Genomic DNA, 14,492 nt, shown 5'->3' with positions numbered 1-14,492 from the left:
GGCACTCCACAGCTCCGCTGTGTGACTGCCACCACACACACGGTAGAGATAGGGGATGCCAAGTTCAACCTAGTCACGAGAATGAGTGGACCGGCCCATGCCCTGACGGCAGACTGTGGCCCACACCCTGAGGAGAGACCCCGTTGGCACTGCGAACCAACCCCACGGAGAGACAGCGCCGCCTCGGCGCAGAGCTGCGAAGGTTGCGCGAGCAAGCTGGGTTGACGCTGAACGAGGCGGGCGCGCTCATCGACATGGGTCGTGTGCACCTGACGCATGTCGAGGGTGGCCGCACGGCGATCCCGAGTGAGCGACTGCGTCGGCTTTGCGAGGGTTATGGGTGCACAAGTGTACCCCTGGTCGAGGCGTTGGTCAGCCTCGGGGAAGACAAGGGCAAGGGCTGGTGGAGCGGCTACAAGGGCCGCCTTGTGCCGTCAGCCCTGGATTTGGCCGAGTTCGAGTCGCATGCGAATGAGCTTCACTCGTACGAATCGCTGTTCATCCCGGGGTTGTTCCAGACCGAGGACTACACGGCCTCGATCTTCCGAGCGGACGACGAAGCCAACACTCCGGATCACGTCGACACGGCGGTGGGCTTTCGCATGCAGCGGCAGAGGATCCTTCACGGCGAGAGGCCACCCGAGGTCCATGCGGTGATCCATGAGGCGGCGTTGCACATGCGGTTCGGCGGGGCCAAGGTGATGCGCAAGCAACTCCTCCGCCTCATCGAACTCGCCGATCTGCCGCATGTGAGCATCCAGATCCTGCCCTTCACCGCCGAGGGGATTTCGACCCTGAGCACGCCGTTCTTCATGCTCGCCTCGCACGGCCGAGCGCTCGAGACGGTACTGCTGGAAAGCCCCAGCCAGTCATCGTTCCTGCACGACGAGCCCTCGCTCACGAAGTACCGGCGTCAGTTCCACCGCCTGAGCACAGCGGCACTGCGGCCCGTCGACACGACGGTCGCGCCGTTCGCACACGACTCGCGGGATTCGCTCGGCCTGATCCAGTACGTCCTCTACACACTCTAGGAAGGCGGTCATGTCCCAGCTCAACTGGCGCAAGTCCACGTTCAGCGAGAACCAGGCCAACTGCGTCGAACTCGCCGCCGCCCCCGACGGCATCCACATACGCGAGAGCGACGAGCCCGAAGCGGTGCTCCGCACCAGCCCAGCCGTGCTGGGTGCCCTCATACGTTCCGTGAAGGCCGGTCGCCTCGACCACACCCTCTGACAGCGGGGGGATTCAGCTGAACGCGGGTTCGGCGTCCAGGAACCGCGTCGTGTGTTCGACGAACAATCCCGGGTACTGGAACAGGGAACCGTGTCCCGAATCCGGGTAGAGAATAAGCTGGGCGTGCGGAATGTGCTGCGCCAGAAGATAAGAGTTGACCGTGGGCACCATGATGTCCCGGCGGCCATTGACGACAAGCGTCGGCCGGCCGATCCCCTTGAGGTCCGCATACCGTTCCCCGCGGTCCCGCGCACTTCGCGCCAGTCCGCGATGACCCTGCCCTGGGCCTTCATGGTCTGCTCCGACGTGGGCGGGTCGACATCGGCGGTGCGCCGATGCCGGCGCTCCCAGTACGCCTTTCCTGCCGCCTGGCTGGTCTCCGACTGGTCGAAGAACAGGAAGAGAATGTCCTCGATGGCGAGTACACGATTGCGTGTCGCCACCGTCGTGGCGTCGGGGTGCCTCCCCTCGCCCTCGCCTCCCCGGGGACCCGTTCCGACCAGGACGAGGCGGCGTACCAGTTCAGGATGGCGCACGGCGAGTGCCTGGGCCGTATAACCGCCGATGGAGAATCCCAGGACGTCCACCTGCGGAAGGTTCAGCGAGCTGATGAAGGCCGCCACATCGTCGCCGAGTTCCTCGGCGGTGTCCGGAGTCTCGCCGCTGGAGCTTGCCACACCCGCATTGTTGAACAGGATGACGGGTCGGCCCGCCGCAAGGCCGTCCGTTACCAATGGATCCCAGTTGTCCATCCCTCCCCGGAAATGCTGCAGAAGGATCAGCGGTGTCCTGCCCTCCCTGCCGAACCGGCGATAGGCGTGGCGAATACCGCGCGACTCCAAGAATTGCGTGGGGGCGGTTGCGTGCAGTGAACCGGACATGGCTCACCTCCTCAGCCGATCACTTCGCAGTCGTCGGAACACTCGGATCGGAGGAAATCCCCCAGGGCGGGTGGCGGCGCGGCGATTTTACGGACTCGGAGGTCGATCCAGGTGCCGAGGGAACGGACGACAGCAGCGGTCCCTTTGTCCTCCCGCAGCACCGTGTGCTGCATGCGCCACCGCGAAGCATCCGCACTCAGTCCCACAACTTCGCAGCTCACATCCACGGTTTCAGCCAGGAAGACTTCGTGCACGTACTGGACCTCTTCACCGAGCAGTACGGGCGCGAATCCTTCCTTCCGAAGTGCACGGGCACTCCAACCCGCCGCCGTCAGATAACTGTGACGTGCGGTGCTCGCATACTCCACATACCGCGTATTGCGCAGATGGCCATTGAGGTCCACATCGTCCCAGCGGACTTCGAATGGCTTCTGGAAGGTGTGAGACATGGTGACCTCTGTTCGCGTCGGGGTCAGGTCAGGTGCACGATCACGAGGGCGGCGTCATCGGTGACGCCGCCGGGTGGGAGCAGGTCGGCCAGCAGGGCGTCGGCGAGGGTTTCGGGGCCGGCTCCCTGGTGGCCGGTGAGGGAGCAGGCGAGCCGGTCAAGGCCAGTGTCGATGTCCTCGCAGCGGCGTTCGACCAGGCCGTCGGTGTACAGCACGAGGAATGCGCCCTCGGCGAAGGGCATGGTGGCCTGCGGCCGGGGAGCGGGTTGAGGGCGGGCACCGAGTGGGGGGTCGGTGGCCCGGTCCAGGTACTCGACGGTGCCGTCGCTCCGCAGAAGGGCCGGCGGGGGGTGTCCGGCGCTGCTGTAGGTGATGTCATGGGTGTCCCAGTCGACGAACGCGTGAGCCACGGTGGCGTTCTCGGCGCCGGAGACGGAGAGGGCGTACAGCTCCAGGACTTCCAGTGCCTGAGCGGGACCCACGGCGACGCGGGAGGCGGCGCTGAGCGCGCTGCGAAGTTGGCCCATGACGCCGGCCGCGGACACCCCGTGACCGACCACATCGCCCACGGCGACCCCGAGTCGTTCACCGGGCAGCTCGACCAGGTCGTACCAGTCACCGCCAACGGCGAGCGCGTCGACGGCGGGCCGGTAGCGCACGGCCACCGGATGGCGTCCGATCGGGCGAGGAGCGGGCAGCATCGCGTGTTGCAGGCTCAGCGCGACTTCGCGGGCGCTGATGAGTTCGGTGACCTCCTCCACCCGGTGCAGCAGCATCACCACCCGCCCGTCCGCACCGAAGATCGGCACGTTTGTCATGCTCCAGTAGCGCTCTTCTCCTCCCCCGGACCCCTCGGGGTCCTCCGGGTTGAAGCGTTGCAGTGCCATGGTTTCGCGTCGGCCGGTTTCCGCTACCCGGCGTAGTGAGGCCACGACATTGCGCACCAGAACCGCGCCGGGGTGGTAGCGCGGGCTGTCGGCGTAGTCGTCGGGCATAAAGCTGCCGATCTTCTGCTCACGAGTGCGACCGAGCAGGCGCAGCCACTCGTCATTGACCTCCGCATAGACGAGCTGCGGGGTCAGGACCGCCACCGCCCCGGGAAGGGCCTGGACCAACGCCGCGCAGTCGATCTCCGGGTTCACCATGGCTGTCTCACCTCGACGCACTGACCGCTCTTCTCACGGTAGGCGCGCGCTTCGCGCGACGGCTCACCGGAGGTGGCCTCCGGTATTTGACCCTCACGCCGACGTCAGGTTTTAGCTTGGCCGGGCAGCGCGATTCCGCGCTGTGACGACCCCTGGTCAAGGAGTATCGACGTGTCCATAAACGGGAGTGCCGAGCGTGCGGCCCAGGTTCTGTCCCGGCCGTTCACCGTGGGCGGGATGACCGTGCCCAACCGGATCGCCATGGCGCCGATGACCCGCATGTTCTCGCCCGGGGGCGTGCCCAATGCCGATGTGGTGGCGTACTACGGGCGCCGCGCGGCCGGTGGGGTGGGGCTGATCATCACGGAGGGGACCTATATCGAGCACCCCTCGGCGGGGCTGAGCGACAGCGTGCCGCGCTTCTACGGGGAGGACGCCCTGGCGGGGTGGGCCGAGGTCGTGCGGCAGGTGCATCTCGCGGGTGGGCTGATCGCGCCGCAGATCTGGCATGTGGGGGTGTCGCGGCAGGAGGGCGCGCCGCCGTACCCGGAGGCGCCCGTGCTGAGCCCGTCCGGGATCGGGCTGAACGGTGAGCCGGCCGGGCGGGCGATGACGCAGGACGACGTGGACGCGGTGATCGCGGCCTTCGCGGAGGCGGCGGCCAACGCGGAGCGGATCGGGTTCGACGGGGTCGAACTGCATGGCGCGCATGGCTATTTGATCGACCAGTTCCTGTGGAGCGCGACCAACCGGCGCGGTGATGCCTATGGCGGCGACCCGGCCTCGCGGGTCCGGTTCGCCACCGAAATCGTCGCCGCCTGCCGTAAGGCCGTCTCCGCCGAGTTCCCGATCATCTTCCGGATGTCCCAGTGGAAGCAGGACCACTACGACGCGCGGATGGCCGAGACCCCGCGGGAGCTGGAGGCGCTGCTCACCCCGCTGGTGGAGGCGGGAGTGGATGTCTTCCACTCCTCCACCCGGCGTTACTGGACACCGGAGTTCGAGGGCTCGGATCTGAACTTCGCGGGGTGGACGAAGAAGCTCACCGGGAAGTCCACGATCACGGTCGGCTCGATCGGGCTCGACCAGGACTTCCTGCCGACGTTCGTCCCCGGGACCGGCAGTGAGCAGGCACGGGTGGCGGACATCGAGAATCTGCTGGACCGGCTGGAGCGGGACGAGTTCGATCTCGTCGCCGTCGGCCGCGCCCTGCTCGCCGACCCCGAGTGGGCCGCGAAGGTGCTCAGCGGGCGTACGGCGGATCTGGTGCCCTTCTCCAAGGATCAGCTCGGCACGCTGCACTGAGCCGTATGACCGGTTCAGCCCATGCGGATGGCCCGTTTCGTACCTCGCTGAGAGGATTGACACGGTTCGCTGCACTGGGGACCACGGAGAACAAGGAGAGCCGGTCATGTCCAAACGACTGCATGTGGGCAACTTGAGCTACCAGACGACGACAAGGGACCTGGCGACCCTGTTCGGGCAGTTCGGCGAGGTGCTGGACGCCACCGTGATCACCGACCGGGAGAGCGGCCGCTCGCGGGGGTTCGGGTTCGTGGAGATGGACGAGATGGCCGCGGAGAAGGCGATGGCCCAGCTCGACGGCACGGAGATGGACGGCAGGGCGGTCACCGTCACCGAGGCGAGGGCGGTCTCACGCGGCACGCGCTGAGAAACGGCACGTGTACGGAGGGCGAAATCGGAACGTGCGGTTCGCCACGTATCGCCGCTAGGACTTGCGGGTGGAGCAGTGTGCCGTGGTGATATGGATCAATGCGATCCCCCACACGCATATCTTCACCCCAGCCCTCGCATCCTCACAGCGGTTCACCTGCTGTTCATTACAGCAATCCCTATGAGGAACTCGCCGAGCTCGCCGATCCGTACGATCCGGACGACCCCCTGGGCCTCGGCCTGGCGTCGGATGACGACGACGCCGATGGCGGCGGGCGCAGGGGTGAGCCGGTCGGTTCCGGCTCGGGTTCGGGCTCGGGTTCGGGCTCCGGAGGCGACGGCGCGGCGTGGTCACCGCCCAACCACCGCCGTTCGTCCCGGCGCCGGCGCGGCCGCTTCCGGGGGATCCCGCGCACCGCGAAGGCGCTGATCGGGCTGCTCGTGCTGGGCCTGCTGCTGGTGCTGGGCGACCGCTGTGCCGTGATGTACAGCGAGCGCAAGGCCGAGCTGGAGCTGCAGAAGAAGCTGGATCTGGCCACGGCGCCGAATGTGACGATCCACGGCTTCCCGTTCCTCACCCAGGTGCTCGGCAAGGATCTGCAGCAGGTCGACATCGCCGTCCCGGACGTGGCGGCCGACCGGGTCTCGCTCGCCGAGGTACGCGCCCAGGCCCAGGACATCCGGATCGTGGGGGATCTGCCCAGCTCCTTCAGGGGCGCGACGGTGGGCCGGATGAAGGGCGATGTGCTGCTGTCCTTCGAGGACCTCAGCCGTGAACTGGGCGCCTCCCAGGTGCGGTTCAAGGCGCTGGGGCCCAGCTCGGTGCGCGCGGACGGGAAGCTCCCGGTCGCCGGCCAGCAGGTGTCGCTGCACGCCCAGGCACATATCCAGCGCCAGGGAGACCGTGGGATCTCCACCAGCGTCACCGATATGCGGCTGGACATCCCCGGGATCGCCACCTACCGGCCAGGACCCGAGCCGCGTGCCGGGCTGTATCTGCACAAGAAGGCGGCGCGGCAGATCAGTGAGGACTCCGAGAAGGCGCAGGCGCTGCTCTCGATCCCCTCGGTGGCGGAGAAGCTCGGGGTGTCCCCGGCGGAGGCGGGGCAGGCGCGGAACGACGACCAGGTGCTGGACCGGATCACGGGGTCGCCGCGCTTCGTCCCGGCGCTGCTCGCGGTCAACCTCGTCCAGGCGGCCAACGACCATCCCCAGCTCGCCAGGAAGCTCGGCATCGACCCGACGGTGGCCGCGGCGCTGACGCGGATGAAGGTGCCGGAGCTGACGGACAAGCTGGAGCTCTCCTTCCAGCTCCCCCAAAAGGCCAAGGGCATCAAGCTGGCGAACATCGGCGTCTCCCCGGAAGGGATTCGGGCCGATCTGACCGGCGCGGGGCTGACCTTCGGAAAGACCCGCTAGCCACCGCCGTGCGTCACCGCGTCACCGCGTCGTCGGCAGTTGTACCTCGACGCGGAGACCGCCCGCGGGGCCGGGGGCGGCGGTGACCGTGCCGCCGTGGGCGGTGGCGATGGAGCGGACGATGGACAGGCCCAGGCCGTGGCCGTGAACGGCGGTGCGATCGCGGTCGAGGCGGCGGAAGGGTTCGAACAGTCCGTCCACGCGGGTGGGGTCGATACGGGGGCCGGTGTTGGTCACGGTCAGTCGGCGGGCATCGTCGATGCGCACGGTGACCGTGCCCTGTGGGTGGTTGTACTGGATGGCGTTTCGGACCAGGTTGGACGCCAGATGCTTGAGGAGCACCGGGTCTCCGTTCACGGCCAGGGGCGTGGTGTGCACCGCCGTGACGACGGTGTGCTCGGCGGCGAGGGAGCTGAGTTCGTCGGCGGCCTGCCGGGTGAGTTCGGCGAGGTCGGTGTCCTTGGTCTCGTCGAGGCCGCGGTCGCTGCGGGCGAGCAGCAGGAGTGCGGCGATGAGGTGTTCGGCCTCGCGGTTGGTGATGAGCAGGTCCTCGCGGACCGGGATCAGATGGGCGGGCAGCGGGTCGGCGAGGCCGACTTCGATGCTGGTGCGCTGGGCGGCCAGGGGGGTGCGCAGCTCGTGGGAGGCGTTGGCGACGAACCGGCGCTGGCTGGTGAAGGACCTCTCCAGGCGGTCCAGCATGGTGTCGTAGGTGTCGCCCAGTTCCCGCAGCTCGTCTCGCGGTCCGGTGAGTTGCAGGCGTTCGTGGAGGTTCTCCTCGCTCATCCGGCGGGCCGCGAGGATCACTTTGCGTACCGGGCGCAGGGCCCGGCCGGCCAGCCACCAGCCCATGGCGCCGGACAGTACGGCCATGACGGCCAGGCCGACCGCCGACCACAGCACCATCTGCCGTACGGCGGTCTCCTGGAGCCTGTTGGTGACTTCCACCCTGGCCAGGCGGGCGTCCTCGGCCTGTTGTCGGGACCACGTTGAGTCGGCGGGGCCGGGACGCGTCGGGCCCGAGGGGGCCGACGAGGTCGAGGAGGTGGGTTGGGGAGCGGTCGGCCCGGCGGTGTGGTCCGTCGTGATGCTGGCGAACTGCTCCATGGTTCCCTGCCGGGCCAGCACCGTGACGAAGATCAGCAGGGCGGCTCCGGCGCAGAAGAACAGCGCGGTGAACGCGGCGGCGAGTTTGGCGCGGAAGGTCAGACGGTCGCGCAGCGCGGCCCGCAGGGCCCGCGGGCTGACGAGGGACAGGGGATTCAGCACAGCCGGTAACCTTTGCCATCGTCCATGGAGATCGCGTCGGAGCGGCCGAGTTTGCCACGCAGCCGGCTGACGGTGGCACGTACGGCGCTGGTGCGCGCGTCCATGTGCTCGTCCCACGCACGGTCCAGAAGGGCACGGTGGGTCACGGCTTCGCCACGCGCCTCCATCAGAAGCTGAAGGACGGCGAATTCCTTCGGGCTCAGCTCCACCGGCCGCCCCTCGATACGGACTTCGCGACGGCCCCGGTCCAGCTCGATGCCGCCGTGCCGCAAGATCATCAGCGGAGGTGCGGGGACGCGTCGGCTCAACGCCCTCATCCGTGCGAGGAGTTCGGCGAAGTCGAAGGGCTTGGCCAGATAGTCGTCGGCGCCGAGATCGAGCCCGGCCACCCGGTCCTCCACCGAACCGGCGGCGGTGAGCATGAGGATGCGGGGCGGGTCCTTCAGCGCGCGCAGACGCAGGCACACCTCGTCGCCGCTCATGACGGGCAGGTCCCGGTCCAGGACGATGATGTCGTAGGCGTTGAGCAGGCACATCCGCTCGGCCACGTCCCCGGAGCCGGCCAGGTCGACCGCGATGGCCTCGCGGCGCAGGCCGGTGGCGATCGTACGGGCCAGGATGTGGTGGTCTTCGGCGATCAGGACCCTCATGGGGGAGCTTCCTCGGGGTGGTACGCGGCAGTTACTGAAGGTAACAAACCGGGTGGATCGGACCCCGGCCCAGCCATGCAAGCAGGGAGCCGATTGCAGAGGGATAAGCGTGGCAGGGCATGACGGCCTCCCGCGCTTACCTCCCTGCGCACGGCCGGCTGGTTCTCTCATGGCGCAAGCACCGGCTCCAACCCCACCCGTGAGGTCCCCATGCCTGTCCTCTCTCCGCGTCAGCACTGTGCCCTGGCCTCGGCCGCCCTGGGCATGGTCCTCGTCCTGTCGGCCTGTGGCGGAGGCGGCGGTGATAACGATGTCGCCAGCGCCGGTGGCGACAAGAAGCCGTCCGCGAGCGCTTCCCAGAAGGCGAAGAGCCCGGAGGAGGTGCAGAAGGCCCGGCTGAAGTACGCGGCATGCATGCGCGAACAGGGCATCGACATGCCCGACCCGGACCCTGACAAGGCGGAAATCGTCCAGCCCACCGACCCGAAGAAGTTCCAGGCGGCGCTCGACCAGTGCAAGCAGTTCATGCCGAACGCGGACGGCCAGGCCCCGGAGTACACCCCGGAGCAGAAGGCGAAGGACGTGAAGCTGGCCAAGTGCCTGCGCGACAAGGGAGTCGAGGCCGAGGACCCGACCGACGAGGGGAGGATGAACATCCCGGACGGTGAATCGAAGAAGACACAGGACGCCCTCAAGGCATGCGGCGCCATGTCCAGCGGTAAGACCGGCCGGTGACCGCCGCCACGGAGAGCGGCGCCGTGCCGCAGAGCGAAGCGAGCGGGAACGACTCCCCCGACGCCGCCCCGCGCCACCGGCCACGCGGCCGTCGGCGCCGCGGCCGCTGGATCATCGCGGCCGTCCTGGTCGCGGCGGCCGGGGGCGGCGTGTACTACGCGACCGCCGGCACCGGCACCGCCCCGGCGGCGGGCTCGGACAAGCCGACGCGGCACACGGACAAGGTCACCCGCCAGACGCTCATCAACAGCAAACAGGTCGACGGAACGCTCGGCTTCAAGGGCAGCACCTCGGTCATGGGCCGGCTGGCCGGAACCGTCACCGGCCTGCCGGGCATCGGCAGCACCGTCTCGCGCGGCGAGCGGCTCTACGGCGTGGACGGAAAACCCGTGGTCCTGCTGTACGGGAAGTCGCCCGCGTACCGGGACATGAAGAGTGGCGACAAGGGCGAGGACGTACGCCAGTTGGAGGAGAACCTCCAGGCCCTCGGCTACCGCGGCTTCACCCCCGACAGCGAATTCACCGACCTCACCGAGCAGGTGGTCAAGCGCTGGCAGAAGGCCCTCGGCCTTTCGCAGACGGGGACGGTGGAGGACGGCCGGGTCGTGTTCGCCTCCGGAGCCTTGAGGATCGGCGCGCACAAGGCCCCGGTCGGCTCGGACGTCCGGCTGGGCGGACCCGTGCTGACCGGCACCTCGTCCAAGCGCCAGGTCCATGTCGACCTGGACATCGGTGACCGGTCGCTGGCGAAGAAGGACGGCACGGCCACCGTCACCCTCCCGGACGGCAAATCGGTCAAGGGCACGATCACCAGTGTCGGTACGACGGTGAAGAAGACGCCGGGCGAGAACGGCGCCGCGGACAAATCCACCATCGGCGTCGACATCGAGCTGGACGACGACGTCGCGGACATCACCGAGGCGCCGGTCACCGTCGGGCTCCAGAGCGAGAGGAAGGAGAACGTCCTGACCGTGCCGATCACCGCACTGCTCGCGCTCCGTGAGGGCGGCTACGGCGTCGAGGTCATCGGTGCCGACGGTAAGGGCACCGTCAGCGCCGTGAAGCTCGGCATGTTCGCGAACGGCAGGGTCGAGGTCAGCGGCAGCGGCCTTACGGCCGGCACCACGGTGGGGGTCGCCGCATGACGCCGGCCCCGGCGGGGGCCCCGGCGGGGCCCGCGCCGACCGGACCCGCGCCGGCCGGACCCGCGCCGCTGGTGGAGCTCGAAGCCGTCGACCATGTGTATCCGGGCGGGGTACAGGTGCTCCATCAGGTGTCCTTCCGCGTCGATCGGGGCGAACTCCTCGCCGTCGTCGGCCCGTCGGGCTCCGGAAAATCCACCCTGCTCAACCTGATCGGCACGCTGGACGTGGCGACGTCCGGCACCGTACGCATCGACGGTCACGACATCGCAGGGCTGGGCGAGAACAGGCTGTCCGCGCTGCGGGCCCGGTCCATCGGCTTCGTCTTCCAGCAGTTCTTCCTGGCCGACGGGGTCAGCGCGTTGGACAACGTCGCCGACGGACTCCTCTACCTGGGCGTCCCCCGCAAGCAGCGCCGCGCGCGGGCCGAAAGGGTCCTGCGCCGGGTCGGCCTCGGGCACCGCCTCGACCACCGCCCGAGCGAACTGTCGGGCGGCGAGAAACAGCGCGTCGCCATCGCCCGCGCGGTGGTCGGAGACCCGCCGCTGCTGCTGGCCGACGAGCCCACCGGCGCGCTCGACACCACGTCCGGAGCGTCCGTGGTGGAACTTCTGCGGGAACTCAACGCGGCCGGCACGACCGTCCTGATCATCACCCACGACCAGGAACTGGCCGCCGCACTGCCCCGCCGTATCCGCGTGCGCGACGGCCGGATCACCGAAGGGGTCCTGCGGTGAGCCGCCGCCCCGACCCGCGGCGTCACACCGCGGCCCGTCTCACCGCGGCCCGTCTCACCCCCCGCAGGCTCAGCCCGGCCGACACCTTGCGGGTGGGCAGCGTGGGGCTGCGCACCCGCCCCACCCGGGTGCTGCTGTCGGCGCTGGGTATCGCGATCGGTATCGCCGCGATGGTCGCGGTGGTCGCCGTATCCGCTTCCAGCCAGGCCGCGTTCAACGCGCAACTCGCCTCGGTGGGGACGAACATGCTCACCGTGACGCCCGGCAAGGACTTCGTCGGCGACCCCGCGCCACTGCCCGAAAACGCCGCCGACATGGTCGGGCATATCGCCCCGGTCGAGAACGCCGCGGCCACCGGCAGCGTCAAGGGCGCCAAGGTCTACCGCAACGACCGCATTCCCAAGGCCGCCAGCAGAGGCATCGGTGTCCTCGGGGCCGGACTCGGCCTGCCCAGGACCGTGGGGCTCCACATGGCCGCCGGAACGTGGCTCAACGGCGCCCAGAGCCGCTACCCGGCCGTCGTCCTCGGCACCACCGCGGCCGAGAACCTGGGCATCACCACCCCCGGTGCCCAAATCTGGCTCGGGGAGCAGTGGTTCACGGTCACCGGAATCCTCCAGAAGGCGCCGCTCGCCCCCGAGCTGGACTCGGCGGCGCTCATCGGCTGGGACGCGGCCAAGACCCACCTGGGTTTCGACGGCCGCCCCACGATGATCTACACCCGCACCGCCGACAGCAAGGTCGACCAGGTACGCGGGGTCCTCGCCGCCACCGTCAACCCCGAGGCGCCCAACGAGGTCACGGTCTCCCGGCCCTCCGACGCGCTGAGCGCCAAGCAGGCCGCCAACCGGGCCTTCACCGGCCTGCTCGTCGGCATCGGCGCCATCGCCCTGCTGGTCGGTGGTGTCGGCGTGGCCAACACCATGGTCATCGCCGTTCTCGAACGGCGTGGCGAGATCGGCCTGCGCCGGGCGCTCGGCGCCACCCGTGGCCAGATCCGCACCCAGTTCCTCACCGAGTCGGTCATGCTCTCCGCCCTCGGCGGCATCAGCGGCGCCGCCCTCGGCGCGGGAGCGTCGGCGGGATACGCACTCTCCCAGAACTGGCAGGTGGTCGTCCCGCCCTGGGCACTGGGCGTCGGAGTCGGCGCCACCATGGCGATCGGCGCGCTCGCCGGTCTGTGGCCCGCTGTACGCGCGGCCCGGCTCGCACCCCGGGCCGCACTCTCCGGTCCGTAGGCGGTGCGGTTCCCCATTCGGCATGAGAATTTCTTGAAACCGTTCGAGAAGAAGCACCACGCCCCGAAGCCGGACCCGAAGAAGGGCCCGAAGAAGCCCCACCGTCGTCCCATCGGCGGCTGACCCACATCCCGGAGGCGGGTCCGCGGCACCGCGCCGCGGGCCCGCCTCGGCCATGTCCGGAGCCGAGCGGGAGAGAGCGACCGTGATCTCGTACGAAGACCAGCCCACCATGCGGCTCCGCACGCTCGGGGCCGACCCGGCCACCGGCCCCGGCCGGCATCGGCGCACCGGGCGGCCGCGCCCTTACGGTCGTCATCAGCCGAAGGCGGCCCCGCGGCTCCCCGAGGAATACCTGGCCGTCGACGCGGACGCGGGGGACGGCGAGCATGGCGAACTCGACGAACTCGACGAACTCGACGAACTCGACGAACTCGACGGCGAAGGGGCCGTTCCGCGGCTGCCGGCGCGGCAGGCGTTCCGCCGGTTCTGGCCACTCACGAAGGGCGACCGGCGCTGGCTGGTGCTCATCTGCGCCTGTGTCATCGCCGCGGCGCTCGCCGAGACCGCCGCGATCCTCCTCTTCTCCGATCTGACCGACAACGCCCTGCGGCAGGGCTCGCTCGGCGCCTTTTGGGTGCCCGCCGCGCAGTGGCTCGCGGTGGCGGTGCTCGGCGCGGCCGTCGGCTATACGGGCAACTCGCTCGCCGTATGGACCGCCGAGCGGTTCGTCCTGCGGCTGCGCGCCCGGGTCTTCGCGCATGTGCAGGATCTGCCGCCGCACTTCTTCCAGCGCCACCGCCAGGGCGATCTGGTCGAACACCTCACCGGGGACGTGGAGTCCATCGAGCAGATGGTGGTCTCCGGGGTGGTGAGCACCGTCTCCGCCCTCTTCAGCACGGTCTTCTTCTCCGTCGCCGCCTTCCAGTTGCGCTGGGATCTGGCGCTGGTCACCTTCGTCCTGGCACCGCTCTTCTGGCTGGCCGCACGGCGCTTCTCGGGGCGGATCGGCTCGGTCGCGCGGGACGAGCGGGTCGCCGACGGCGCGATCACCTCCGTTGTCGAGGAGTCGCTCGGCAACGTCGTGCTGACGCAGGCTGCTGACGCGCTTCTACGACCCCGGGGAGGGGTTCGTACGGCTCGACGGCGTGCCCCTGTACGTGATGCCGCTGGGCTTTCTGCGGGCGAACGTGACGCTGCTGCCGCAGGAGACCCTGATCCTGCACGACACCATCCGCGAGAACATCGCCTGCGGCCGCCCCGGGGCCGCCGAGCACGAGATCGTCCGGGCGGCGCGGGACGCCGCCGCGCACGACTTCATCACGGCCCTGCCCGAGGGCTACGACACCCGGATCGACCCGCATACGGCGCGGCTGTCCGGCGGCCAGTTGCAGCGCATCGCCATCGCCCGCGCCATGCTGCGCGACGCGCCCGTCCTCGTCCTGGACGAGCCCACCACCGGCCTGGACGCGCTGGCGGCGCGGCGGGTCGTCCGGCCGCTGCGGAAGCTGATGTCCGGCCGCACCACGCTCATGATCACCCACGATCTGCACCTGGCCCCGGACGCGGACCGCATCCTGGTGCTGGACCACGGGCGGGTGGTGGAGATGGGCACGCATCGCGAACTGCTGGCGCTGGAGGGCACGTACGCCCGGCTGCACGGCTCCGGGAGCGGCGCTCTGGAGGGCCCCCTGGAGGGCCACTCGTCGGACGGCCCCCTGGACGGCTCCTCGACGGGCACCGGCCCCCAGCCGACGCTCCGGCTCGGACCGATCTGATGGGGGGCGGGCTGGGCTCGTCCGGGCTCAGCCGGACCGAGCGGACCGGGCTGAACGGACCGGGCTGAACGGGCCGGGCTGAACGGGCCGGGCTGAACGGGCCGGACTGAACGGGCCGGACCGGACCCGCGCCGGGCCACGC

General features: G+C 69.6%; 14 protein-coding genes and 2 pseudogenes. 10 read left to right on the top strand and 6 right to left on the bottom strand.

Annotated features, from left to right (window positions below; translation table 11 throughout):
- Positions 1-143: 143 nt before the first annotated feature.
- A complete protein-coding gene (locus tag BLV72_RS18935; RefSeq protein WP_093463645.1) occupies positions 144-1,031 on the top strand; it encodes a helix-turn-helix domain-containing protein in 888 nt (295 codons plus the stop codon).
- Positions 1,032-1,041: 10 nt separating this feature from the next.
- Complete coding sequence (locus BLV72_RS18930; RefSeq protein ID WP_093463644.1) at positions 1,042-1,233, top strand: DUF397 domain-containing protein; 192 nt, start codon at positions 1,042-1,044, stop codon at positions 1,231-1,233.
- Between the two features lie 12 nt (positions 1,234-1,245).
- Here the strand turns inward: BLV72_RS18930 and BLV72_RS49965 are convergent, their stop codons facing one another.
- From BLV72_RS49965 to BLV72_RS18915, 4 genes and pseudogenes are all read right to left on the bottom strand, one after another.
- Positions 1,246-1,446, bottom strand: a complete 201-nt coding sequence (locus BLV72_RS49965; protein WP_244321415.1) for an alpha/beta fold hydrolase — start codon at positions 1,444-1,446, stop codon at positions 1,246-1,248.
- 95 nt (positions 1,447-1,541) lie between these two features.
- Positions 1,542-1,985 (bottom strand): annotated as a pseudogene (locus BLV72_RS51540) (alpha/beta fold hydrolase); the annotation flags it as partial.
- Between the two features lie 140 nt (positions 1,986-2,125).
- Positions 2,126-2,563, bottom strand: a complete 438-nt coding sequence (locus BLV72_RS18920; protein WP_093463642.1) for an acyl-CoA thioesterase — start codon at positions 2,561-2,563, stop codon at positions 2,126-2,128.
- Between the two features lie 23 nt (positions 2,564-2,586).
- On the bottom strand, positions 2,587-3,708 hold the full coding sequence (locus BLV72_RS18915) for a PP2C family protein-serine/threonine phosphatase (RefSeq protein ID WP_093463640.1): 1,122 nt from the start codon (positions 3,706-3,708) through the stop codon (positions 2,587-2,589).
- Between the two features lie 171 nt (positions 3,709-3,879).
- Between BLV72_RS18915 and BLV72_RS18910 the strand changes: the two genes are divergently transcribed.
- From BLV72_RS18910 to BLV72_RS18900, 3 genes are all read left to right on the top strand, one after another.
- Positions 3,880-5,013 (top strand): NADH:flavin oxidoreductase, encoded by a 1,134-nt coding sequence (locus tag BLV72_RS18910; protein WP_093463639.1) that lies wholly within the window; start codon positions 3,880-3,882, stop codon positions 5,011-5,013.
- A gap of 106 nt (positions 5,014-5,119) precedes the next feature.
- Entirely contained in the window at positions 5,120-5,380 is a 261-nt protein-coding gene (locus BLV72_RS18905) for an RNA recognition motif domain-containing protein (RefSeq protein ID WP_093463638.1), read from the top strand.
- A gap of 101 nt (positions 5,381-5,481) precedes the next feature.
- The gene (locus tag BLV72_RS18900; RefSeq protein ID WP_093463637.1) at positions 5,482-6,801 is read left to right on the top strand and encodes an LmeA family phospholipid-binding protein; all 1,320 of its coding nucleotides are present in this window, start codon (positions 5,482-5,484) and stop codon (positions 6,799-6,801) included.
- A gap of 21 nt (positions 6,802-6,822) precedes the next feature.
- Here BLV72_RS18900 and BLV72_RS18895 read toward each other — a convergent pair whose 3' ends face one another.
- Together BLV72_RS18895 and BLV72_RS18890 are read right to left on the bottom strand one after the other, a co-directional pair.
- A complete protein-coding gene (locus tag BLV72_RS18895; protein WP_093463636.1) occupies positions 6,823-8,070 on the bottom strand; it encodes a sensor histidine kinase in 1,248 nt (415 codons plus the stop codon).
- On the bottom strand, positions 8,064-8,720 hold the full coding sequence (locus BLV72_RS18890) for a response regulator transcription factor (RefSeq protein WP_093463634.1): 657 nt from the start codon (positions 8,718-8,720) through the stop codon (positions 8,064-8,066). Before BLV72_RS18890 ends, BLV72_RS18895 begins: the two co-directional genes overlap by 7 nt.
- Before the next feature lie 210 nt (positions 8,721-8,930).
- Here BLV72_RS18890 and BLV72_RS18885 point away from each other — a divergent pair, with 210 nt between their 5' ends.
- The 5 genes and pseudogenes from BLV72_RS18885 to BLV72_RS18865 all read left to right on the top strand — a co-directional run bounded on the left by BLV72_RS18885 (position 8,931) and on the right by BLV72_RS18865 (position 14,350).
- Positions 8,931-9,455 carry a hypothetical protein gene (locus tag BLV72_RS18885; RefSeq protein WP_093463633.1) on the top strand — a complete coding sequence of 175 codons (525 nt, stop codon included), beginning with the start codon at positions 8,931-8,933 and terminating at the stop codon, positions 9,453-9,455.
- Positions 9,452-10,600, top strand: coding sequence for a peptidoglycan-binding protein (locus tag BLV72_RS18880; protein WP_093463631.1), 1,149 nt, complete (start codon positions 9,452-9,454; stop codon positions 10,598-10,600). Before BLV72_RS18885 ends, BLV72_RS18880 begins: the two co-directional genes overlap by 4 nt.
- Positions 10,597-11,334 (top strand): ABC transporter ATP-binding protein, encoded by a 738-nt coding sequence (locus BLV72_RS18875; protein WP_093463630.1) that lies wholly within the window; start codon positions 10,597-10,599, stop codon positions 11,332-11,334. Before BLV72_RS18880 ends, BLV72_RS18875 begins: the two co-directional genes overlap by 4 nt.
- Entirely contained in the window at positions 11,331-12,572 is a 1,242-nt protein-coding gene (locus tag BLV72_RS18870) for an ABC transporter permease (protein WP_093463628.1), read from the top strand. The genes BLV72_RS18875 and BLV72_RS18870 overlap by 4 nt, the downstream gene beginning before the upstream one ends.
- Positions 12,573-12,804: 232 nt before the next feature.
- Positions 12,805-14,350: pseudogene (locus tag BLV72_RS18865) on the top strand (ABC transporter ATP-binding protein).
- The last annotated feature ends 142 nt before the right edge of the window (positions 14,351-14,492 follow it).

The sequence above is a fragment of the Streptomyces melanosporofaciens genome (assembly GCF_900105695.1).
Taxonomy (GTDB): Bacteria; Actinomycetota; Actinomycetes; order Streptomycetales; family Streptomycetaceae; genus Streptomyces; species Streptomyces antimycoticus.
This window is presented reverse-complemented; position numbering and strand designations above follow the sequence as displayed.

Excerpts from the sequence above, each read along its gene's own strand:
- BLV72_RS18915 (WP_093463640.1), bottom strand. The coding sequence starts at position 3,708 with ATGGTGAACCCGGAGATCGACTGCGCGGCGTTGGTCCAGGCCCTTCCC.
- BLV72_RS18920 (WP_093463642.1), bottom strand. The coding sequence starts at position 2,563 with ATGTCTCACACCTTCCAGAAGCCATTCGAAGTCCGCTGGGACGATGTG.
- BLV72_RS18905 (WP_093463638.1), top strand. The coding sequence starts at position 5,120 with ATGTCCAAACGACTGCATGTGGGCAACTTGAGCTACCAGACGACGACA.
- BLV72_RS18890 (WP_093463634.1), bottom strand. The coding sequence starts at position 8,720 with ATGAGGGTCCTGATCGCCGAAGACCACCACATCCTGGCCCGTACGATC.
- BLV72_RS18875 (WP_093463630.1), top strand. The coding sequence starts at position 10,597 with ATGACGCCGGCCCCGGCGGGGGCCCCGGCGGGGCCCGCGCCGACCGGA.
- BLV72_RS18900 (WP_093463637.1), top strand. The coding sequence starts at position 5,482 with ATGCGATCCCCCACACGCATATCTTCACCCCAGCCCTCGCATCCTCAC.
- BLV72_RS18930 (WP_093463644.1), top strand. The coding sequence starts at position 1,042 with ATGTCCCAGCTCAACTGGCGCAAGTCCACGTTCAGCGAGAACCAGGCC.
- BLV72_RS18885 (WP_093463633.1), top strand. The coding sequence starts at position 8,931 with ATGCCTGTCCTCTCTCCGCGTCAGCACTGTGCCCTGGCCTCGGCCGCC.